General features: G+C 58.4%; 20 protein-coding genes. 11 read left to right on the forward strand and 9 right to left on the reverse strand.

All coding sequences use genetic code 11. From position 1 onward, the window contains the following. The first annotated feature begins 43 nt into the window (after window positions 1-43). Together ACR0CA_RS10540 and rpsO are read left to right on the forward strand one after the other, a co-directional pair. Entirely contained in the window at window positions 44-1,042 is a 999-nt protein-coding gene (locus ACR0CA_RS10540) for a calcium-binding protein (RefSeq protein ID WP_480898890.1), read from the forward strand. 146 nt (window positions 1,043-1,188) lie between these two features. Then, a complete protein-coding gene (gene rpsO, locus ACR0CA_RS10545; protein ID WP_039528663.1) occupies window positions 1,189-1,458 on the forward strand; it encodes a 30S ribosomal protein S15 in 270 nt (89 codons plus the stop codon). Window positions 1,459-1,540: 82 nt separating this feature from the next. Here rpsO and ACR0CA_RS10550 read toward each other — a convergent pair whose 3' ends face one another. Continuing rightward, complete coding sequence (locus ACR0CA_RS10550) at window positions 1,541-1,918, reverse strand: winged helix-turn-helix transcriptional regulator (protein WP_480898891.1); 378 nt, start codon at window positions 1,916-1,918, stop codon at window positions 1,541-1,543. Window positions 1,919-2,098: 180 nt separating this feature from the next. Here ACR0CA_RS10550 and ACR0CA_RS10555 point away from each other — a divergent pair, with 180 nt between their 5' ends. Further along, a complete protein-coding gene (locus tag ACR0CA_RS10555) occupies window positions 2,099-2,869 on the forward strand; it encodes a nuclear transport factor 2 family protein (protein ID WP_170772812.1) in 771 nt (256 codons plus the stop codon). A gap of 69 nt (window positions 2,870-2,938) precedes the next feature. Here the strand turns inward: ACR0CA_RS10555 and ACR0CA_RS10560 are convergent, their stop codons facing one another. Then, the gene (locus ACR0CA_RS10560; RefSeq protein WP_480898893.1) at window positions 2,939-4,651 is read right to left on the reverse strand and encodes an adenylate/guanylate cyclase domain-containing protein; all 1,713 of its coding nucleotides are present in this window, start codon (window positions 4,649-4,651) and stop codon (window positions 2,939-2,941) included. A 348-nt stretch (window positions 4,652-4,999) separates the two neighbouring features. Between ACR0CA_RS10560 and pnp the strand changes: the two genes are divergently transcribed. Beyond that, window positions 5,000-7,147, forward strand: coding sequence for a polyribonucleotide nucleotidyltransferase (gene pnp, locus ACR0CA_RS10565; protein ID WP_480503432.1), 2,148 nt, complete (start codon window positions 5,000-5,002; stop codon window positions 7,145-7,147). Between the two features lie 63 nt (window positions 7,148-7,210). Here the strand turns inward: pnp and ACR0CA_RS10570 are convergent, their stop codons facing one another. Beyond that, window positions 7,211-7,732: a GNAT family N-acetyltransferase gene (locus ACR0CA_RS10570; protein WP_170789561.1), complete on the reverse strand. Its 522-nt coding sequence runs from the start codon at window positions 7,730-7,732 to the stop codon at window positions 7,211-7,213. A 57-nt stretch (window positions 7,733-7,789) separates the two neighbouring features. Beyond that, on the reverse strand, window positions 7,790-8,425 hold the full coding sequence (locus tag ACR0CA_RS10575) for a DUF1326 domain-containing protein (RefSeq protein ID WP_170789560.1): 636 nt from the start codon (window positions 8,423-8,425) through the stop codon (window positions 7,790-7,792). Window positions 8,426-8,668: 243 nt separating this feature from the next. On the opposite strand from ACR0CA_RS10575, the gene ACR0CA_RS10580 reads away from it, so the two are divergent. From ACR0CA_RS10580 to ACR0CA_RS10590, 3 genes are all read left to right on the forward strand, one after another. Continuing rightward, entirely contained in the window at window positions 8,669-9,154 is a 486-nt protein-coding gene (locus ACR0CA_RS10580) for a PACE efflux transporter (protein ID WP_170789559.1), read from the forward strand. 132 nt (window positions 9,155-9,286) lie between these two features. Further along, window positions 9,287-9,976, forward strand: a complete 690-nt coding sequence (locus ACR0CA_RS10585) for an outer membrane protein (protein ID WP_170789558.1) — start codon at window positions 9,287-9,289, stop codon at window positions 9,974-9,976. Between the two features lie 69 nt (window positions 9,977-10,045). After that, entirely contained in the window at window positions 10,046-10,768 is a 723-nt protein-coding gene (locus ACR0CA_RS10590) for a glycosyltransferase family 25 protein (RefSeq protein WP_170789557.1), read from the forward strand. A gap of 38 nt (window positions 10,769-10,806) precedes the next feature. Here ACR0CA_RS10590 and ACR0CA_RS10595 read toward each other — a convergent pair whose 3' ends face one another. After that, complete coding sequence (locus ACR0CA_RS10595; RefSeq protein ID WP_170355987.1) at window positions 10,807-11,457, reverse strand: peroxiredoxin; 651 nt, start codon at window positions 11,455-11,457, stop codon at window positions 10,807-10,809. Between the two features lie 163 nt (window positions 11,458-11,620). Further along, window positions 11,621-12,463, reverse strand: coding sequence for a bifunctional helix-turn-helix domain-containing protein/methylated-DNA--[protein]-cysteine S-methyltransferase (locus ACR0CA_RS10600; RefSeq protein WP_170789556.1), 843 nt, complete (start codon window positions 12,461-12,463; stop codon window positions 11,621-11,623). Window positions 12,464-12,579: 116 nt separating this feature from the next. Here ACR0CA_RS10600 and nth point away from each other — a divergent pair, with 116 nt between their 5' ends. Next, window positions 12,580-13,224 (forward strand): endonuclease III, encoded by a 645-nt coding sequence (nth, locus tag ACR0CA_RS10605; protein ID WP_480898896.1) that lies wholly within the window; start codon window positions 12,580-12,582, stop codon window positions 13,222-13,224. After that, window positions 13,221-14,210: an adenosine kinase gene (locus ACR0CA_RS10610; protein ID WP_480550149.1), complete on the forward strand. Its 990-nt coding sequence runs from the start codon at window positions 13,221-13,223 to the stop codon at window positions 14,208-14,210. Before nth ends, ACR0CA_RS10610 begins: the two co-directional genes overlap by 4 nt. A gap of 48 nt (window positions 14,211-14,258) precedes the next feature. Here the strand turns inward: ACR0CA_RS10610 and ACR0CA_RS10615 are convergent, their stop codons facing one another. Beyond that, window positions 14,259-15,098, reverse strand: coding sequence for a DUF547 domain-containing protein (locus tag ACR0CA_RS10615; RefSeq protein ID WP_480898899.1), 840 nt, complete (start codon window positions 15,096-15,098; stop codon window positions 14,259-14,261). Continuing rightward, entirely contained in the window at window positions 15,095-16,468 is a 1,374-nt protein-coding gene (locus tag ACR0CA_RS10620; protein ID WP_480898902.1) for a radical SAM protein, read from the reverse strand. Before ACR0CA_RS10620 ends, ACR0CA_RS10615 begins: the two co-directional genes overlap by 4 nt. Before the next feature lie 146 nt (window positions 16,469-16,614). Here ACR0CA_RS10620 and ACR0CA_RS10625 point away from each other — a divergent pair, with 146 nt between their 5' ends. After that, the gene (locus ACR0CA_RS10625) at window positions 16,615-17,277 is read left to right on the forward strand and encodes an NYN domain-containing protein (RefSeq protein WP_480898905.1); all 663 of its coding nucleotides are present in this window, start codon (window positions 16,615-16,617) and stop codon (window positions 17,275-17,277) included. A 2-nt stretch (window positions 17,278-17,279) separates the two neighbouring features. On the opposite strand, the gene ACR0CA_RS10630 is transcribed toward ACR0CA_RS10625, so the two are convergent. Further along, complete coding sequence (locus tag ACR0CA_RS10630; protein ID WP_480898908.1) at window positions 17,280-17,765, reverse strand: RNA pyrophosphohydrolase; 486 nt, start codon at window positions 17,763-17,765, stop codon at window positions 17,280-17,282. Window positions 17,766-17,903: 138 nt separating this feature from the next. Between ACR0CA_RS10630 and ACR0CA_RS10635 the strand changes: the two genes are divergently transcribed. Continuing rightward, window positions 17,904-19,931, forward strand: a complete 2,028-nt coding sequence (locus ACR0CA_RS10635) for a 2,4-dienoyl-CoA reductase FMN-binding domain-containing protein (protein WP_480898910.1) — start codon at window positions 17,904-17,906, stop codon at window positions 19,929-19,931. The last annotated feature ends 160 nt before the right edge of the window (window positions 19,932-20,091 follow it).

Raw genomic sequence — 20,091 nt, forward strand, 5'->3', positions numbered from 1 at the left:
GGGATAAATCATCCTCGGGGCAATGCGTTCGCGGAGGGGTTCCATGTTCATGATCGGGTTTCTCAGCATCGCAGCACTGGGTGGCGCGGCCTATGCGATCAGCGACATTTTTGAACCCGAGGACGAGCCCGAAGAAGACGAAGTCATTGAAGATGACGCCGAAGAGATCTCGGAAGGCAATCTGCTTGAGATTGACGATGTGCCAGACGCACCGTCAACCGGAACTGTCATTTTCGAACACGAAGGCAATCTGATCCTTGCCGGTACTGAAGAGCAGGACATTCTGACCGGTCAGGAGGGCGACGACCAGATCAACGGCTATGCCGGGGATGACACCGTGATTGGCGGCGCGGGCGATGATACCCTGCATGGCGGGGACGGGGACGACACGGTCTTGGGTGGGTTGGACGATGACATTCTGCATGGCGAGGATGGCGATGACCTTCTGACCGGAGAGGACGGGGATGACACGCTCTACGGTTATTTCGGCGTGGATAGTTTGGAGGGTGGCGTCGGAGACGACGATCTTTATGGCGGTCAGGACGACGACAGGCTGAGCGGGGGTGACGGGGATGACGCACTGCATGGCGGCTATGGCAACGACACGCTGAACGGCGGCGCGGGTGAGGATGCGCTGTTCGGGGACGACGGCGACGATGTTCTATTCGGACAAGACGCCGAAGGCGAGGATGAGGTCGATTTCCTCAACGGTGGCGAAGGGGATGACACCATTCTGGCCGACGGGGGTGACATTGTGACTGGCGGCAATGGCACGGATGAAATCATCGTTACCCCGGAAGAAGGCGACGACCCGGTCACAGTGATGGATTTCCAGCCCGGTCAAGACAAGCTGCTGATCTCGTGGACCGGCGAGGAAGACCCCGACATTCAGGTTGAACCCGATGCCGAAGATGACAACCTGACAAATGTCGTGATCAACGGGCAGACCACCGTGCAACTGCTGGCAGCCGAAGGATTGACCGCCGAGGATATCCAACTGATTGGCGAGGGCGCGCTGGCGCAATTGAACGCGCTGGGCTGATCGGGCAGAATCCCTTTGCTATCCGCCGAAAATCCGCTTATACGCGCGCATCCGCATCGGAATCGGTGCGGTTTTCTCCATGGGCCTGTGCTGGACGACATCCCGGCCTGCGCCATTAACCTCAACCTTTTTACAAGGAGACCCCGATGTCGATTACTGCCGCTGAAAAAGCACGCGTCATGAAAGAATTCGCAACCAAAGAAGGCGACACCGGTTCGCCTGAAGTCCAGGTTGCCATCCTGACCTCGCGCATCACCACCCTGACCGAGCACTTCAAGACCCACAAAAAAGACAACCACGGTCGTCGCGGTCTGCTGAAAATGGTCGCCCAGCGCCGTAAACTGCTGGACTACCTGAAGGGCAAGGAAGAAGCACGCTATCAGGACCTGATCAAAAAGCTGGGCATCCGCCGCTAAGCGCTTTTTCGTTCAATTCGAAACGCCCGCCAATTTGGTGGGCGTTTTTTGTTCGGGACGATCTATCGAAGCTATTGTGCTGTCAGTCCGAAGCGGCGCGATCATATTCCATGCGCGCGGTCTTAACCTGATCCATCTGTTCGTGCGACCAGTAGACGAGCGGCCTGAGCAGTTCCAACAAGCTGCGGCCCTGAGGTGTGAGTGCATAAGACACAGCGACAGGCGGACCGGGATCGACAGTACGCGTCAAATATCCATCCCGCTGTAGCCCCCGCAGATTTTCGGTCAGCACCCTTTGCGTGACGTCACCGATACATCGCTTGAGCTCTCCGAACCGCTTCGGCTCGTCTTCTAGCGCCAGAATGATGATCATCCGCCACTTGCCTGTGACATTGGACAAAACGGATCGGATCGAACAGTTCGACGCTTCGGCTTTACTACTAACGCCAATGGGAAGCATAACACCCTCAAGTTCATTATGAATACCAGAAACGACTACAATACCTTATAGCACAAATGCAACATTCTGTTTTTGCTATAGTATCATAAAAGTAACCCGGTGACTTTAAGGTGCGTAATTGCCCTTTGGTGCGTTTTAGATACCTACTATCAACGCAACACGAATCATCAGGAATTCACCATGACCCCCAAAGATCTTGTCCTCGCACTTTTTTCTGCCGCTTTCCTGGACCATGACCCCGAAGCTGCGCGTCAGATGGTAAGCACCGACTATGTTCAGCACAATCCGCAGGTACCGACCGGGGCCGAAGGACTGATGGGCCTGATCTCGTTGGTCGGTCAGGCTGGTATGACCGCGACCACCCATCGCGTGATCACCGAAGGTGATCTGGTCGTACTGCACAACACCTATGACAATGCCGACGCGTTCGGCGCGTCCTCGCTCGCTGCGTTTGACATCTTTCGCGTAGAAGACGGGAAAGTGGTTGAACATTGGGACAACTTGCAACCTATCCCCGAAACCACCGCGTCAGGGCGCGGCATGACGGATGGTGCGGTTGAGATCACCGATCTCGACAAGACCCAAGAAAACAAAGCCTTGGTTCTGGGTTTTGTACGCGACGTGTTGGGCGGGGCAGCACCAGAGAATGTCTCGAAATACATGGACCCCGAAGTTTACATGCAACACAACCCGTCAATCGAAGACGGCCTGTCGGGATTGATGGCCGCGATCGAAGCATTTGCTGCACAGGGAATGGTAATCACCAAGTTTGAGCCTCAATTCGCCGTGGCCGAGGGCAATTTCGTCTTTGTCGCGACCGATGCTGTCATGGGCGGCGAACCCTGGGCCTTCTTCGATCTGTGGCGCGTGGAAGATGGCAAGATCGTAGAGCACTGGGACGTCGTCTCACCTATCCCGTCCGAAATGGCACATGGGAACGGCAAGTTCTGAGTAAGCTTGACCGCCCCTGAAGCGCCATGAGAAAGCGCCCGTCAAACCTGCGGGCGTTTTCCGCTTTCTTCAATCAGGAAGACCCGCATTCCGCCACCCGGCGCGCCAATTTTCCGAAGCATTTGTCATCGAAAACACAGGCAGTTTGGCTTGTTCGGTAGATGCGGTGATATCGGGCCGAAGCGCATTAAGGTCATTGACCGCAGACTTCGCCGCGGCTGTATCCGGCAGTTGCCCCAACGCGGCAATCAGCATCAAGTGGCTCATGACAAAACCGGACCGAACGGCCAGAGCCTCACGCGCTGCGGCGGCGGCTTCTTCGTACCGGGCAAGCTGGAACAAAGCGCTGCATCGGGCAATATGCGCGGCGTGTCGCATTGGGTCCTTGGGGCTGAGTTCAACGGATTGCGTCGCATGATCCAGTGCCTCGTCCGGTCGATTTAGCATGCACAGGTTGATCGAAGCCAGCATATGAACACTCGCGGCATTCGGATTCTCGGCCAGCGCCTGTTTGAAAGCAGACCGTGCGCGCGGTAAATCCCGCGCCAGCATCGAGATCGAGTGCGCCGCATAGGCCATTGCGATTCCGTCAGCCCGGTCGCTCATCAACACGCGTTCGGCGGCAGCTACGGCGGCCTTGGGGCCTTTGCCCACAGGTTCCAGACCCTGCACAAGGCGCTGGATGTGCAGCCATGCCAACAATCCGGCTGCGGCTGCGTAGTCAGCGTCGCGCTCCAGTGCCAGAGTGGTAAGCCGGATCGCTTCGCGATTGTCTTCATCGGTCAGCAAATGGAAATGCGACAGAGCCTGTAAATACAGCTCATACGCCTCCAGACTTTCGGTTGGCTTGGCGCGCGAGCGGGTGGTTTCAGCGTGACGCAGTGACGGCTCGATTGCTGTCACCACCTCTTGCGTGACCTTGTCCTGAAGATCGAAAATATCGTCCAACACACCATCAAACCGATCTGCCCAAAGGTGGCTGCCGTTTTCCGCATCAATCAACTGCCCGGTAATCCGAACACGTTGGCCCGCCCGACGGACCGACCCTTCCAGCACATAGCGAACGCCCAGGCTACGCCCGACCTCGCGGATATCAGTGCTTTTTCCTTTGAAAATAAAAGATGAATTGCGCGCCACTACCATCAGCCACCGAAACCGCGACAGCTCGGTGATGATGTCCTCGGTCATGCCGTCGGCAAAAAACTCCTGCTCGGGGTCGCCGGACATATTGTCAAAGGGCAGCACGGCGATCCCGGGGCGCGTGTCGGCCGAGGTCGACAGATTGGCCGACGTCCCCTTGGGCCAGCACCAGACACCGATGCGGCGCGTGATGTTTTTCAACTCGGTCTGCTCGCCCCCGTCGAACTGGGCCGCATCACCCCGGTCCAGGCTGTTGTGCGACGTGTCCGAGATCAGGATCTGGTCGGGTTCAGCCAATGCCTCAAGCCGCGCGGCGATGTTGATCCCATCACCGAAGATATCGTCGCCATCCGAGATCACCTCGCCCGTGTGGATACCGATACGCAGCCGAATGGTGTCTGCCTTCGGTGCAGATTGGACCGCAATCGCGCAATCGGCGGCGTCAGATGTCGAGGGGAATTCGGCAATCCACCCGTCCCCCATGCTTTTGATCAGGCGCCCCTTATGCGCCCCAAGCAAGGACTTAAACGTGTCTTCACGAAAGGACCTGAGCGCGGCCAACGTGCCCTGCCGGTCCTGATCCATCAGCGCCGAGTATCCAACGACATCTGCCGCCAGCACCGTCGTAAGTCGTCTTTTCATTGACAGCCCCCCCCAACAAAGGCAACTTACCGCGCGGGAGACCGTCTGTCAGGTTATTTGCGCAGGACATCCGCGAAGTTTGTCCGTAGCCTTGGCACATTTCGCTTTCGTTCCAACCTGATTTCACGCGCGCGGTGTCAACTCCCAGTTTGACAAGCATGCAACTAAAGGTCGGTGCTTCGGTTTCGCTTCCCTTCCCCTTCAAACTCATGTATGCGCGCGAGTATCTGAGACGTTGTGCCCTGACCCTGGCACTCGAATGGAAGATAAATGGGGTCGGCGGCAATGGGGCCGCCATGCAAACCGGAGACCCGCAGGGGCGGGAGTGCTCCGTTCTAGGATACGCATATGTTTGATGTAACAAAGAAATCGATTCAGTGGGGCGAAGAGACGCTGACACTGGAAACCGGCAAGGTTGCCCGTCAGGCGGACGGCACCGTGATTGCCACGCTGGGCGAAACCAGCGTCATGGCCAACGTGACCTTTGCCAAAAGCCAAAAGCCCGGTCAGGATTTTTTCCCGCTGACCGTCCACTATCAAGAGAAATACTATGCTGCCGGTAAAGTTCCGGGTGGCTTTTTCAAGCGCGAGGCGCGCCCGACCGAAAAAGAGACGCTGACCGCGCGTCTGATCGACCGTCCGATCCGCCCGCTGTTCGTCGATGGCTTCAAAAACGAAGTCCTGGTCATGTGCACCGTGCTGAGCCATGATCTGGTCAACGATCCCGACATCGTTGCAATGATTGCTGCGTCGGCTGCTCTGACTATTTCCGGCGCGCCGTTCATGGGTCCGATCGCCGGTGCCCGCGTTGGTTTCGTGGATGGCGAATACGTCCTGAACCCGACCGTAGACGACATGCAGGACCTGCGCCTGAACCCTGAACAGCGTCTGGATCTGGTTGTCGCCGGCACCAAAGATGCCGTGATGATGGTGGAATCGGAAGCTTACGAGCTGTCAGAAGCCGAAATGCTGGGCGCCGTGACCTTCGCGCATGAACAAATTCAGCCGGTTATCGACCTGATCATCAGCTTGGCCGAAGAAGCTGCGAAAGAGCCGTTCGAGTTCGAAGCGCCCGATTACTCGGATCTCTATGCCGCTGTTGCCGCAGCCGGTGAAGAGCAGATGCGCGCCGCCTTCGCGATCACCGACAAGCAAGAGCGCACCACCGCCGTTGCCGCGGCCCGCGAAGCAATCAAAGAAGCGTTGACCGAAGAACAGCTAGAAGACGGCAACCTCGGTTCCGCGATGAAAAAGCTGGAAGCCGGCATCCTGCGAGGCGACGTCGTCAAAGGCGGCAAGCGGATTGACGGTCGCTCGACCACCGACATCCGTTCGATCGTTGCTGAAACTTCGATGCTGCCCCGGACCCATGGTTCCGCCCTGTTCACCCGTGGTGAGACTCAGGCACTGGCCGTAACCACGCTGGGCACCGGTGATGATGAGCAGTTCATCGACGCGCTGCACGGCAACTTCAAATCGAACTTCCTGCTGCACTACAACTTCCCCCCCTATTCGGTTGGTGAAGTTGGCCGCGTGGGTGGCCCCGGACGTCGTGAGATCGGCCACGGCAAGCTGGCATGGCGCGCCCTGCAGGCGGTTCTGCCTGCGGCGACCGACTTCCCCTACACGATCCGTATCGTGTCCGAGATCACCGAATCCAACGGATCGTCCTCGATGGCGTCGGTCTGCGGCGGCTCGCTGTCGATGATGGATGCGGGCGTTCCGCTGAAAGCACCTGTTGCCGGTGTGGCCATGGGTCTGATCCTGGAAGATGACGGCAACTATGCCATCCTGTCCGACATTTTGGGTGACGAAGACCACCTGGGCGACATGGACTTCAAGGTTGCGGGTACCGAAAACGGCATCACCTCGCTGCAGATGGACATCAAGGTTGCGGGCATCACGCCCGAGATCATGGAGAAAGCCCTGGCCCAGGCCAAGGACGGCCGGATGCACATCCTGGGCGAGATGGGCAAAGCCCTGTCCGAGACCAACGAATTCTCGGTCCACGCCCCGCGCATCGAAACCATGAACATCCCGACCGACAAGATCCGCGAAGTGATCGGCTCGGGTGGTAAGGTCATCCGCGAAATCGTCGAGGTTTCGGGCGCCAAGGTCGACATCAACGATGACGGCGTGATCAAGATCGCCTCGCCGGACGGAGAGTCGATCAAGAAGGCTTACGAGATGATCCACTCGATCGTCGCAGAGCCCGAAGAAGGCCAGATCTACACTGGTAAAGTGGTCAAGATCGTCGACTTCGGTGCCTTCGTGAACTTCTTTGGCAAGCGCGACGGTCTGGTCCACGTTTCCCAGATCGAAAACCGCCGCCTGAACCATCCGTCGGATGTTCTGAAGGAAGGTCAGGAAGTGAAGGTCAAACTGCTGGGCTTTGATGATCGCGGCAAGGTTCGCCTGTCGATGAAAGTGGTCGATCAGGAAACCGGCGAAGAGATTGTTCCCGAGAAGAAAGAAAAGAAAGAAGACGCCGAATAATCAGCGCCTCTTTTCGAATTACCAAAGACCCCGGTTCTGGCCGGGGTCTTTTTTTTCGTGACCCTACAAGTCCTTGGCAAAGTAATGCAGATGCGGCCGCAACATCGGTTGGTCCCTGTAGGTTGTTGTCTCAATCGGTGTGTCCAGTTCCACAAACCCAAGCTTCGGATACAGGCTGCGCATCTCAACATTCGGGGTCAACGTATCGGCCACCAGCCGTTTCAACCCCATCTGTCTTGCGGCATTCTCTCGCGCCACGATCAACGCGCGCCCGGTTCCGGTGCCACGGGCACTTTCGGTGACAAAAACGCGCTTTAACTCACCGGTCTCTTGATCCAGACGCTTCAGCATCCCGCACCCCACAATCGCGGACTTCCCATCCCGCGCCACGACCAGGCAACCATTGGGTGGCAGGTAATCCTCGGGGCGCGCCCAGAATTCGGCTAAGGCGCTTTCCGGGGCGGATGGATCAATCTCGAACCCCATGGCGCCCATGCGCTCGACGATCAGGTCGTAATATTGCGACAGGATGCCATTCAGCTGATCCTTAGGCGGCAGCGCGGCACAGTGTTCAATTTCAATCATCGGGTCACAGCTCACGGATCAGTTGACCCTGCTGCGGGTGTGAGCACAAGCCATTATTCAATGCGCCACCCCGGACGGTCCGTGTTTCATCACATGCCATTGCCCATAGCTGTCGTTCAGATCCAGCTTGATCGCCGCGTTTGCCGTGGTCGAGGCGCTGCCGATCTCGGCCAGTGTGAATTCGATCCCGCCGGGAATGTCGATCCGAACGCGATGCTCGCCGCCGCCATGCGGGGCCTGAATTGGACGCCCCGTAGATTGCAGCACATCGCCCACTGTGACCTTGGCTTTACGCCCTTCTATGTCGATGTCGAAATCAATTGGCAGATACAGGGTCTCGTGTACGGTTTTGCACATGGCACGGAAGACGAACCAATGGGTAGCCATTTCATCCGTTTCCTCACCGTGAAAGACCTTTTCCAACGCATCGCGCTGCGCATCCGAGGCGCTGGGGTCAATGATCACCTGCATCTCTCCGCCACCTTCGAAAATCGGACCGGGCCACGCGTAGATCAGGGCCGCTTTGGTGCCTGCCAGATCAGTGTCGCCGAAATGCCCCTTGGAGACCTCCAGCACTTCGAAACCCCTGCAATTGCCATTGGTGGGTAATTCTTCGAACTGACAGGGGCAGGCGTAGCCGCAGTTGCAATTCCCGAAGGCTTCGCCCTCAACGTACCAATCTGTGAATGCCATCGTAACTCTCCTGATGTGAAAGCCCGATACCTGTCATCACCCGCCCCAATCCCGGCACCATAGCATATTTGCGCCAAATCCCGAACCGCTGCGGAAAATCGAACAGGAAAGACGCGCGAATGTGTCGAACTTCACAGTCAGAAGGCTTTCGGCATGACAATTTGCGCAAGGGTCGAAAGACCCGCGACCGAGCATGCAGGGCCGACGTCGCACAACCAATAAGTGTGTGCGAAGGAATGGGCCATGACATTAAGATCGTTCAGGGAACGAGTCATCCAAACATGTAGTTTCGAGGTGGTGGGAATCGCGTTCGTCTCGCCGGTTTATGCATATATCGCGGGGGCGTCGATGGTGCATGGGTTTGCGCTGATTTCCCTGCTGTCCATCGTCATTTTGATCTGGTCGCCCATTTTCAACACGTCGTTCGACTGGATAGAGCGGCACCGAACCCGCCGCCTGGCAAGCGCCCGCCCCCACCGGTTGCGGATCGTCCACGCGGTGCTGCATGAGGTCACCGCGATTATTATTACATGCCCGTTGCTGATGTATTTTGGCGGCCATTCCCTGCAGGCCGCACTGGCTTTCAATCTTGGTCTGACGATCACCTATTCGATCTACACCTATGTTTTTCATATCATTTATGACCGGTTACGCCCCGTAAGACCTGTCTCTGCGGTCGAGGGCACACCGCAATGCGATCCCGGCGCGGCGGTCTGCAATAACATCTGAACAAACCCGCGCTGCTTGTTCGATCACTCCACCCCAATAAGCTGTGAATCGAAGTGAAGCTCGCCTGTCTTTCATTTGCGGCGAGTTTGTCCACATGTGGGTTCATAACCATTTGGAACAAAGGACATGGACATGGTTAAGCGAATTATTCTCGCCTCGGCGGTGCTGGGCCTCAGCGCGTCAGCACCGGTTGCGCAAAGCCTCACAGATGACCTCTACGTCCACGGATTTGCTGGCTACAGCAATTTGCAGGACAGCGATTTCACCGGCACCGTCAATGGTGGCCCGGAGTCCGTCGATACCGATTTTGACGGTGGGTTTGGACTGGGTATTGCCATCGGCAAAGAAATCCCACAGTGGAGCAATGACAGCATCGCCACTCGGGTCGAACTTGAACTTTCTTTTCGAGACAATGACGTAGACGGAGTGAATTTTTCTGGCAACGGGCCCGCAAGCGAAGTCAACGTTTCGGGTGATGTGACCCAGACTTCCTTGTTTGCCAATGTTCTGGTCGACTTCAAAACCGCCAGCGCGCTCACGCCCTATGTCGGCTTGGGTCTGGGTGTCGCCTACACCGATCTGGATTTCTCATACGGACCGGGTGTGGAGTTGGATGACAGTGACACCAACTTTGCCGCTCAGATCATCGCAGGCGTTGCCTATGATGTCAGCGAAAACACGGCCCTGACACTGGATACGCGCTATTCGCGCGCCTTCGACGTTTCCTCGGACCGTCTGGCCCCGAACGGCGCGTTGACCGGCACCGTCGAAGATGACATCGACGCGTTCAGCATCAATTTCGGCGTGCGCCAAAGATTTTGATCGAATAGGGGAAGTGTTTCTCTCCGGTTTCCCTTCCCCCGCATGTCCGCGTGCTCTATGCACGAGGACATGCGATCTTTCGTCATCCATATGTCCTCTAGTGCCGCGCGGCGACCCAATGCCGAGAAACTTTGCAGCGACCTTCCGAACGCGGAATTATTCGAAGCGGTAAACGGTCGCGACCCGGCGCAGATCGCCGATGTTGCGCTGTTTCCCGGCAATTTGCACCATCCAGAATACCCGTTTAAATTGCGCCCTGCGGAGATCGGGGTGTTCGAAAGCCATCGTCGTCTTTGGCGCAAACTGGTGGACGAAAAGATCGATATGGCCATCATCACCGAAGATGACCTGCGCATTGACCCCATTCGCATGGCCAAAGCGCTAAAGATGTTGGCGGCCTTTGCTACGCCCGAGCACTATATCCGCATTCCCGTAAAACAACGCGAAGTTGCGGCGCAAGTGCTGGCCAAAACCAATGATCAGCGTCTGATCCTGCCAAAGGTGATCGGGTTGCAATGTGTGTGCCAGCTTGTCGGGCGCCGCGCGGCAGAACGGCTTTTGGCCGCAACTGACAAGATCGACCGCCCTGTGGATACGTTCCTGCAAATGCACTGGCTAACCGGCCAACCAATCCTGTCGCTTCAGGGCAGTGGCAATCAGGAAGTGGCTGGCGAAATCGGTGGGTCCACAATCCAGACTCGTCCTCCGCTGAGCGACAAACTGACCCGCGAGTTCAAGCGCGCAGCTTATCGCGCCTATCTGCACAGCCATCCGCAAAAGCCGGCTTGCTGAACGAAAAAGCGGGGCCTGATGCCCCGCTTTGTTGTTTCTTAGCTCGGCGCTTTGGTTTTGCGCAGATAAGGGAAGATCGTTTCGAACTCGCCAAATTTCTCCTTGGCCTCCTCGTTCGACACCGCAGGCGGGATGATCACGTCTTCACCGGGCACCCAGTTGGCCGGCGTTGCGACGCCCTTGCTGCTCATTTGCAGACCGTCCAGCGCGCGTAGGATTTCCGCAAAATTGCGACCCACGGTCATCGGATAGGTCATCGACAGCTTCAACTGCTTGTCCGGGCCGATGATGAACACAGAACGCACGGTGGCACTGTCCGCCGGGGTGCGGCCATCGGGCAGATAAGCTTCGGCAGGCAACATGTCGAAGGCTTTCGAGACCGCAAGTCCGTCGTCGGCAATGATCGGGAAACCGGGATTGGCATTGCCATAGGCCTCGATGTCTTTCTTCCACTTCTTGTGGTCTTCCACACCATCGACCGACACGCCCAAAACCTTGGTGTTGCGTGCCGCCCATTCGTCATTCAGTTGCGCCACGGCAGAAAACTCGGTGGTGCAGACAGGAGTGAAGTCCTTGGGGTGCGAGAACAGAATAGCCCAGCTGTCACCGATCCAGTCGTGGAACTGAATGGTGCCCTGATCCGTTTCTGCGGTGAAATTTGGGACGGTGTCGTTGATGCGCAAGCCCATAATGCGTCTCCTTCTCCTGTTGGTCAGCCTGGCAGGCTGATGCGAATTTAATCACTTTGTGTGTAAGTTAAACCGTTCTTTGAGGGATCGCTCAAAATTCACGTATCACGATATTATCCTGAAATTCAGGAATTCGCCCCAACAAAAACGCGGCGCGCCTGTCTCAAGCCTCGGCCTGCGCGGCCTCATAAGCCAGCATGGCGCGCTTGACGGGCAGGCCCCAATGATAGCCCCCTAGCCCGCCAGACTTGCGCAACGCCCGGTGGCATGGGATCAACCAACTGACCGGGTTGCGCCCAACGGCCGTACCCACGGCCCGCACCGCCTGCGGGGACCCCACCCGCTGCGCGATCTCGGAATAGGTCGTGACTTGCCCCGAAGGAATGTGCATCAGCGCCTCCCACACTTTGATCTGCAGCGGGGAACCGATCAGGTGCAGCGGGGTTTCAGACCGGGTCGCGCCAAACGACGCCTCGACCCATGGGCGCAGCTTTTCGGCGTTCTCGATGTAGCTGGCTTTGGGCCAACGCGAGGTCATATCCTCCATTGCCGCCGCTTCGCCGGTTTCTGCGCCAAAGGCCATACCGCAAATCCCTTTGTCGGTGCCCATCACCAACGTCGGGCCGAAGGGGCAATCGAACCAGCCCCAGTAAATCGTCAGGCCCGCGCCTTTGCGGGCGTATTCGCCGGGGCTCATGGATTCCCATTTCAGGAACAGGTCATGCAGACGGCCGCTTCCGGACAGCCCCACGTTATGCGCGGTCTCCAGCGTGGTGAACCGCTCGTGCAGCAAGGCCTTGGCGTGGCCCAGCGTCAGATATTGCTGATAGCGTTTCGGCGATACCCCGGTCCAGCGTGAGAACAGGCGTTGAAAATGCGCGGGGCTCATGTCCATCTGGCGGGCCAGTTCGTCCAGCGACAGGGATTCGCCGCCCTGATCAATCAGCTCGATCGCGCGGCGCATGACGTTGTAGTGGTATCCGCTTTCGGGGGTCTGGACGTTCATAACTCACCTCATCTGCTACCCCGGACCATATCCCGCGCGCCACGCCACCGCGACCCGAAACATGCGCATTGGTTTTGGGCTTGTGTCATGCGCCTGCGGGCGGCATTAAGGCCCGGATGGCAAAGCAACTCGATTACCACACGATCCGCGAGATCTTTACGCGTTTTCAGGACGCCGACCCTGAACCCAAGGGCGAGCTGGATCATGTGAACGTCTATACTCTGGTCGTGGCCGTGGCGCTATCGGCGCAGGCCACCGATGCGGGCGTTAACAAAGCCACGCGCGAGCTGTTCAAAATCGCCGACACACCGCAAAAGATGCTGGATTTGGGCGAAGAGGGCCTGACCGAGCATATCAAGACCATTGGCCTGTTCCGCCAGAAGGCCAAGAACGTCATCAAACTCAGCCGCATTCTGGTCGAAGACTATGGCGGCGAAGTGCCCAATTCCCGTGCCGCGCTACAATCGCTGCCCGGTGTCGGGCGCAAGACGGCCAATGTGGTTCTGAACATGTGGTGGCGGCAACCGGCGCAGGCGGTCGACACCCATATCTTCCGCGTCGGCAACCGCACCGGCATTTGTCCCGGCAAAACCGTAGATGCCGTCGAGCGCGCCATCGAAGACAATATTCCCGCCGATTTCCAACTGCACGCGCATCACTGGCTGATCCTGCATGGTCGCTATCACTGCAAGGCGCGCAAACCCCAATGCGGAACCTGTATCATCCGCGATCTCTGTCAATTCGAGGACAAGACCCTATGAAAACCTACCAGCTCACCGGTATTGGAAATGCCGTTGTGGACGTGATCTCTCAGGCCGATGACAGCTTTCTGGAACTGATGGGCATCGAAAAAGGTATCATGCAACTGATCGAGCAGGAGCGCGGCGAAGTGCTGTATGCCTCGATGGAGGGGCGCGTGCAGACGCCCGGGGGCTCGGTCGCGAATACCATCGCGGGTGCCGGGGCACTGGGACTGGATGCGGCATTCATTGGCCGGGTGCATGACGACGCGCTGGGGCGGTTCTATGCGGATGCGATGAACGAGGACGGCGTCGATTTCGTCAACCCGCCGGTGCCGGGTGGCGAGCTGCCGACCTCACGCTCGATGATCTTTGTCTCGCCCGACGGCGAACGGTCAATGAACACCTATCTGGGCATTTCCTCGGAACTGTCATCACAGGACGTGTCCGAGGATGTGTCAGGCAACAGCCAAATCATGTTCCTTGAGGGGTATCTGTTCGACAAGGAAAAGGGCAAAGCCGCGTTTCTTGAGGCCGCGCGCACCTGTCACAAGGGCGGCGGCAAGGCGGGGATCGCCATTTCCGACCCGTTCTGCGTGGAACGTCACCGGGTCGATTTCCTGCTGCTGATCGAGAACGAGCTGGATTTCGTGATCGGCAACGAGGCCGAGATCAAATCGCTGTTCGAAACCGATGATCTCGAGGATGCTCTGGCCAAAACCGCCGCGATTTGCCCTCTGGTCGTATGCACCCGGTCGGGTGATGGCGTCTCGGTTTTGTTCGATGGTCAGCGGGTGGACGTGCCGGTGGAAAAGGTTGTGCCCGTGGACGCCACCGGCGCGGGCGATCAATTCGCCGCTGGGTTCCTGTTCGGTATGGCCACAGGGCGCGATTACGAGACCTGCGCCAAGATCGGAAATGTCTGCGCCCGCGAAGTGATCAGCCATATCGGCCCAAGGCCAGAAGCGAATATGCAGGAATTGCTGCGCGCCGAAGGCTTGCTGTAAGTCGCTGAGTAGCGCCGAGGGCGCCCAGATGACCTTGGCGCAGCTTTTTTACGACCCCGCCGCCGCGTCGTTCAGTGCCCAGTCATAACTATAGGCACTGACACGGGACACATCTTGCAGCCGCGCTTCCAGATCGGGGTCGGCGACCGTTCGGACATAGGTTAGAACCGCCTGTTCGTTCGGTCCGAAATCCTCTCGGAACCAGATGAAGATCTTGGACAGGATCGGCCCGCCATTGTCATTGAACCGCACGCCACGCGGGTCGTTGATATAAGCGTGTTCGGCGGCGGCAAAGTCACGCTCCAGCGTCTCGGCCTGCCAGGCGCGGTCCATGAGGTTGGGGCAGCCCACAGCGGCACAGTTCAGGGCATAGTGAATGCGCGGCTCGTTGAATTCAGGGCGGATGATGCGGTGTTCGATCTCGTTCAGGGTTAAGCTCTGCCCGGCGACCGTCACTATGGGCCGGTTCCACGGCCCGATTGACAGCGGCCCGTCCTTGATGTCGCGGATCGAGGCGACGGGGTAGTTCTCAAGGATCACATCCACCGTCACCGCGTTATACATGTTGATCCAATAGGCCAGCTGTTGATCACGGGTCAGCGCCGCAGGGTCAACTGCTTGCAAATCTTCGATATACCCGTCCAAACGTGCCTTGTCGTCGGCCGAGACCTGCCCGTAAGCCATCCGGTTCACCCCCTGCGCATCAGGCGCGACATAGCGGTTCAGAAAGGTGGTCCAGTCGCGGTGATCAACACGCTCTCCGGGCGGTTGGGCGACGCGGGTCAGGGCGCTGTTCGCCAAAGGTTCGGGCGCGGGAAGGGCCAGTCGTTCGACACTGGCACAAGCCGCAAGCAGGGGCAGCAACAGCAGGATCAGCAGACGTCTCATGAGGCATCCTTTCGGGACTGGCGCAGGGCGCGCATCTGCCCTTTCAGCCGTTTCATCGGAGCAAGCGCCGGATCGCTCAGTTCGGGCAGGTCCGGGCCATTGGACAGACGCGGAACGGCAGCGTTCCACCAGCTTGGACCGGTCGGCCCGTCAATCCGGTCAGGGCTGGTCAGATGCATGTCGCGCTGCGCGTTATGGACACACATCGAAAGCGGCCCGTTCGCCGTAGCCACCATGAACACGCACGAGGCGCAGCGGTCTTCGTCCAACTGATCTGCCGCCATGAAATTGTGAATAAACACCGCTTGCCGCCGCACCGGGCCACGCAGCACGCCAGTACCCAGACGAGCGACGCTCAGCCCAAGTTGCCCCAATGCGCGCAGGGCCAGCAGCGGATGTCGTCGGATCATGCGCCCAACCTTGGGGCGAATACGGATATGGGCGTCCTGATTGTCGTCCACCCCTTCCAGCGCTGTCATCACCCGATGCACCAAGCTTTGGTTAGACAATAGCGAGACCGCGCGCCCTCCGGCCGTCAGGACGCTGGCGTAACGGTTGCATTTGGAATGGCCCACAGCCGCCGTGCCGAAATGCAGCGGCGTCCCATAGCCTTCCTCGACCGCGCGCGCGACACTGTCCTGCGTGATCATCTCGGGCCGTTCGCGCAACACGCCGCGCCCGGTATCGGCCTGCATCTGGAACGAGACAAACGCCACCTCGGGTCGATCCCGCAGATACCGCGCCAGCATGGGCAGTTCGTCGAAATTGCCGGCAAACACCGTGGTGTTGAACAGAATACGCAGCCCCAATCCCCGCGCCCGGCGGATATAGGCGCGGCGGACGGTGTTCAGCTCTTCTTCCGAGGTGAACCCCTTACGCTCTTGCGTCATGTCCACATGAAAGGCCACGTCGTTCAGCCCCGCCGCTGCCAACCGCATCAACTTGGCGCGGCTGGCGCGAATCCCGTTTGTCATCAGACAGGACCGCATACCCAAACGGCGGATTTCCCGGCACAGCGCCTCAAGATCCTCGATCTTGCGCAGGGTCGGATCACCGCCAGTCAACTGCACCGAGACACCGGTGCCGTAGTGGCTTTGAATTGTCTTCAACCGAGCAAACAGAACCGACAGAGGAGGGTCATAGGTAATCTCGGCCCGGTCCGAGAGGTAACACAGCGTGCAATCCAGATTGCACCTTTGCGTGACCTCCAGCGCAACGCAAGCGATGGGATAGAACCGCCCCGCCGTTTGCCCGGCATGGTATTCGCCACAGCCTTGCAAACCCTCGCGCAGAGGCGCGCGGCGGTCAGAACCGATGAACTTGCGACCTGCAGGGACGATGGCGGGGGGGCTGTGCGCGGTATCTCTCATGCGGACCAAGCTAGAGATGCCGTGTGGCCCGAACTATGCCCCCTCACGGCAAGTTGTCGCAGGGTGAGGGGATACAAGATGCGCCCAAGTTTCGCCCCTATACGGTTCTATCAAAATCAGATTGAAACAAGGAATTTCAAGGAAAGATGACAAAGCGAGTTGCCGTATTGGTCGATGGCGACAACCTCAGCGCCGATCACAGTGACGCCATCCGAAAGATCGGGCTTCAGGCTGGCCGAGTCGACGTGGCAAGGGTTTACATGAATGCAAGGCGCAGCTCGTCCTGGCACGAGGCCAGCGCCTATCACCCGGTACACAGCGGCAGTGGTAAGAACGCAACCGACCTGTTACTGGCCATCGACGCAATGGATCTGGCGCTTCGACAGGATATGGACGTCATCGTCATCGCCAGCTCTGACGGAGATTTCGTTCACCTGCACCGCAAATTGCGCGAGCTTGGCGTGACCACAATCGGTACAGGTGAGGCTAAAACCCCTAAAAGCACCCGCGCCTCCTCTGGTCAGTTCTTCGAATTGAAACCCCTGGAACCTGAAACACCTCCAGCCCCGCCCGACGAAGATATGGATTGCCAAATTCGCGGGATCATCGCTGCAAACAGCAAGAATGGGATAGGCATACGCCTGACCATTCTGGGGGTTAAAATGCACCGGCAACATGGGGTCCAAATTAGTACCCACCCCGAGAAAACCTGGCGCCGTTACCTGCAATCGAAACCTGACCTTTACGATCTGGACCCGGCCGGTCAGAACGCGCATGTGCGCTTTAAACCGCACGGGTTTGCCGAATAGTTTTAGCTCAGATAATCCGCAAATGCGTCTATCACCTGCTCATAGACATCGCGCTTGAAGGGTACGATTTCTTCAACCAAGCGTGAGGGCTCCTGCCATTTCCAGCGGGTGAACTCGGGATGATCGGTGTCGATATTGATCTGATCGTCACGGCCCGTGAAACGCAGCAGGAACCATTTCTGCTCTTGCCCGCGATAGCGGCCTTTCCAAATCTTGGGCACGATGTCATGAGGCAGATCGTAGGGCAGCCAGCCGGGAGTTTCGGCCACGACCTCGACCAGATCAGCGGTCACACCCGTCTCTTCCCACAGCTCTCGCAGGGCCGCATCGCGCGGGTCTTCGCCTTTGTCTACCCCACCCTGCGGCATCTGCCAGGCATCGGCGTGGCGGTCATTGCGCTGGCCGACAAAGATATGACCTTGAGCGTTCATCAGCATTAGCCCGACGCAGGGCCGATAGGGCAGTTTGGCGATTTCATCGGGGGTCATGCGCGGCCTCTTTTTCCTGTCACGCCTTGTCTGTATCAAGTGCTGTCAGGACAGCAAAGACCGTGACGCAAGGTTTCGCGTGACAATGTTGACGCAAACGTCAATCTAACGACAAAGAATTCGGGAGGGAGAGTTACCATGACTGCGTACCCAAACATGCTGGCCCCGCTGGATCTGGGCTTTACCACTCTGAAAAACCGGGTCCTGATGGGCTCGATGCATACCGGTCTGGAAGAGACCGGCGACTGGAACCGCGTGGCAGAATTCTATGCTGACCGTGCCCGCGGCGAAGTAGGGCTGATGGTGACGGGCGGGATTGGCCCGAACCTCGAAGGCTCGGTCTTGCCCGGCGCGTCGATGATGACCACCGAGAAGGACGTCGAAAACCACTCCATCGTGACCCAGCGTGTGCATGAGGCAGGCGGCAAGATCGCCATGCAGATCCTGCATGCGGGTCGCTATGCCTATGGCCCCAAATGCGTGGCGCCCAGCCCGGTGAAATCACCCATCTCGCCCTTCCCGCCCAATGAGCTGGACGAAGACGGGATCGAGAAACAGATCAGCGACATCGTCAACGCCGCCAAGCTGGCCCAAAAGGCGGGCTATGACGGGGTCGAAATCATGGGATCGGAAGGCTATTTCATTAACCAGTTCCTCGTGACCCACACCAACAAGCGCGAAGATCGCTGGGGCGGCTCGTATGAGAACCGGATGCGCCTGCCGATTGAAATCGTGCGCCGCACGCGCGAGGCCGTGGGCCGTGATTTCATTATCATCTACCGCCTGTCGATGATCGACCTTGTGCCCAATGGCTCCACCCATGATGAGGTTGTCGAACTGGCGAAACGGGTTGAACAAGCGGGAGCCACGATCATCAACACCGGCATCGGCTGGCATGAGGCGCGGATTCCGACCATCGCCACATCCGTGCCGCGCGCAGCTTTTGCGTGGGTTACTAAAAAGCTGATGGGCAAGGTGAGCATTCCGGTGATTACCTCGAACCGGATCAACACGCCCGAAGTCGCCGAAGAGGTTCTGTCCACCGGCTGCGCCGACATGGTGTCACTGGCGCGCCCGATGCTGGCGGATGCGGATTTCGTCGCCAAGGCGATGGACGGCAAATCGGCACAGATCGCGCCCTGTATTGCCTGTAACCAAGCCTGTCTGGACCACACATTCGGCGGCAAGCTGACCTCGTGTCTGGTGAACCCGCGCGCCTGCCACGAGACCGAGTTGGTGATTGGCAAGGCCGACACACCAAAAACCGTGGCCATCGTTGGCGCGGGCCCTGCGGGTCTGTCCACTGCCATGACCGCCGCCCAGCGCGGCCATGACGTGACTCTATTTGACCGCGCATCTGAGATCGGTGGCCAGCTGAACATGGCCAAACAGGTGCCCGGCAAGGAAGAGTTCTGGGGGCTGGTCGACTGGTTCCGCACCGTGATAGCCGATCTGGGCGTGAAGGTTGAACTGAACCGCGAGGTAACGGCTGACGACCTGACCGGCTTTGACGAGGTGGTCATTGCCACAGGCGTCACCCCGCGCGATCCGCAGATTCCGGGGCAGGATCGGGAAAATGTCATCGACTATATCGACGTGCTGCGCCACAAGGCCGAGGTCGGCAAATCCGTCGCCGTGATTGGCGCGGGTGGTATCGGGTTCGACGTGTCCGAATTCCTGCTGGAGGACGGCCACAGCATTACCACTGACCTGCCTGCATGGATGAAGGAATGGGGCGTCACCGACCCGGCCGAGCATCGCTCGGGCCTTGCCCCCGAGGGCCCCCAACCGGCGGCACCCGCGCGCGACGTTACGCTGTTGCAGCGCAAGAAACAGGCGCATGGCAAGGGTCTGGGTAAAACAACAGGCTGGATTCACCGCGCTACGCTGAAGATGAAAGACGTCAATTTCGTCGGCGGTGTGAACTATGAACGCATCGACGATGACGGCCTACATGTCAGCTTTGGCGAAGAGCGCGCCGACCCAACCGTGATTGCGGCGGACACGATTGTTCTATGCTCGGGTCAGGTTTCCGAACGCAGCCTCGCGGATGCGCTGATCGAACGCGGTATAACTCCGCACGTGATCGGCGGGGCGGATGTGGCGGCAGAGTTGGACGCCAAACGCGCAATTAATCAAGGCACGCGTCTGGCGGCGACTTTTTGAGGCATCGGGCCCGGTTCGCGCCGGGCCTGCTCTACAACGAAAAAATGGCTTTGGTGACACGTTCAACGGTCACAAATTTGCCATCCTCAGATTAACATATGTGTAATGCTGCCGGTAAAACCCCATAGTTTTCGGGTTTGTGGCAAATTTAGAAACCACC

Source organism: Ruegeria sp. F12, from assembly GCF_056533885.1.

What these genes read in the sequence shown, in the direction of transcription:
- ACR0CA_RS10540 (WP_480898890.1), top strand. Translation starts at nt 44, where the DNA reads ATGTTCATGATCGGGTTTCTCAGCATCGCAGCACTGGGTGGCGCGGCC.
- rpsO (WP_039528663.1), top strand. Translation starts at nt 1,189, where the DNA reads ATGTCGATTACTGCCGCTGAAAAAGCACGCGTCATGAAAGAATTCGCA.
- ACR0CA_RS10550 (WP_480898891.1), bottom strand. Translation starts at nt 1,918, where the DNA reads ATGCTTCCCATTGGCGTTAGTAGTAAAGCCGAAGCGTCGAACTGTTCG.
- ACR0CA_RS10555 (WP_170772812.1), top strand. Translation starts at nt 2,099, where the DNA reads ATGACCCCCAAAGATCTTGTCCTCGCACTTTTTTCTGCCGCTTTCCTG.
- ACR0CA_RS10560 (WP_480898893.1), bottom strand. Translation starts at nt 4,651, where the DNA reads ATGAAAAGACGACTTACGACGGTGCTGGCGGCAGATGTCGTTGGATAC.
- pnp (WP_480503432.1), top strand. Translation starts at nt 5,000, where the DNA reads ATGTTTGATGTAACAAAGAAATCGATTCAGTGGGGCGAAGAGACGCTG.
- ACR0CA_RS10570 (WP_170789561.1), bottom strand. Translation starts at nt 7,732, where the DNA reads ATGATTGAAATTGAACACTGTGCCGCGCTGCCGCCTAAGGATCAGCTG.
- ACR0CA_RS10575 (WP_170789560.1), bottom strand. Translation starts at nt 8,425, where the DNA reads ATGGCATTCACAGATTGGTACGTTGAGGGCGAAGCCTTCGGGAATTGC.
- ACR0CA_RS10580 (WP_170789559.1), top strand. Translation starts at nt 8,669, where the DNA reads ATGACATTAAGATCGTTCAGGGAACGAGTCATCCAAACATGTAGTTTC.
- ACR0CA_RS10585 (WP_170789558.1), top strand. Translation starts at nt 9,287, where the DNA reads ATGGTTAAGCGAATTATTCTCGCCTCGGCGGTGCTGGGCCTCAGCGCG.
- ACR0CA_RS10590 (WP_170789557.1), top strand. Translation starts at nt 10,046, where the DNA reads ATGCGATCTTTCGTCATCCATATGTCCTCTAGTGCCGCGCGGCGACCC.
- ACR0CA_RS10595 (WP_170355987.1), bottom strand. Translation starts at nt 11,457, where the DNA reads ATGGGCTTGCGCATCAACGACACCGTCCCAAATTTCACCGCAGAAACG.
- ACR0CA_RS10600 (WP_170789556.1), bottom strand. Translation starts at nt 12,463, where the DNA reads ATGAACGTCCAGACCCCCGAAAGCGGATACCACTACAACGTCATGCGC.
- nth (WP_480898896.1), top strand. Translation starts at nt 12,580, where the DNA reads ATGGCAAAGCAACTCGATTACCACACGATCCGCGAGATCTTTACGCGT.
- ACR0CA_RS10610 (WP_480550149.1), top strand. Translation starts at nt 13,221, where the DNA reads ATGAAAACCTACCAGCTCACCGGTATTGGAAATGCCGTTGTGGACGTG.
- ACR0CA_RS10615 (WP_480898899.1), bottom strand. Translation starts at nt 15,098, where the DNA reads ATGAGACGTCTGCTGATCCTGCTGTTGCTGCCCCTGCTTGCGGCTTGT.
- ACR0CA_RS10620 (WP_480898902.1), bottom strand. Translation starts at nt 16,468, where the DNA reads ATGAGAGATACCGCGCACAGCCCCCCCGCCATCGTCCCTGCAGGTCGC.
- ACR0CA_RS10625 (WP_480898905.1), top strand. Translation starts at nt 16,615, where the DNA reads ATGACAAAGCGAGTTGCCGTATTGGTCGATGGCGACAACCTCAGCGCC.
- ACR0CA_RS10630 (WP_480898908.1), bottom strand. Translation starts at nt 17,765, where the DNA reads ATGACCCCCGATGAAATCGCCAAACTGCCCTATCGGCCCTGCGTCGGG.
- ACR0CA_RS10635 (WP_480898910.1), top strand. Translation starts at nt 17,904, where the DNA reads ATGACTGCGTACCCAAACATGCTGGCCCCGCTGGATCTGGGCTTTACC.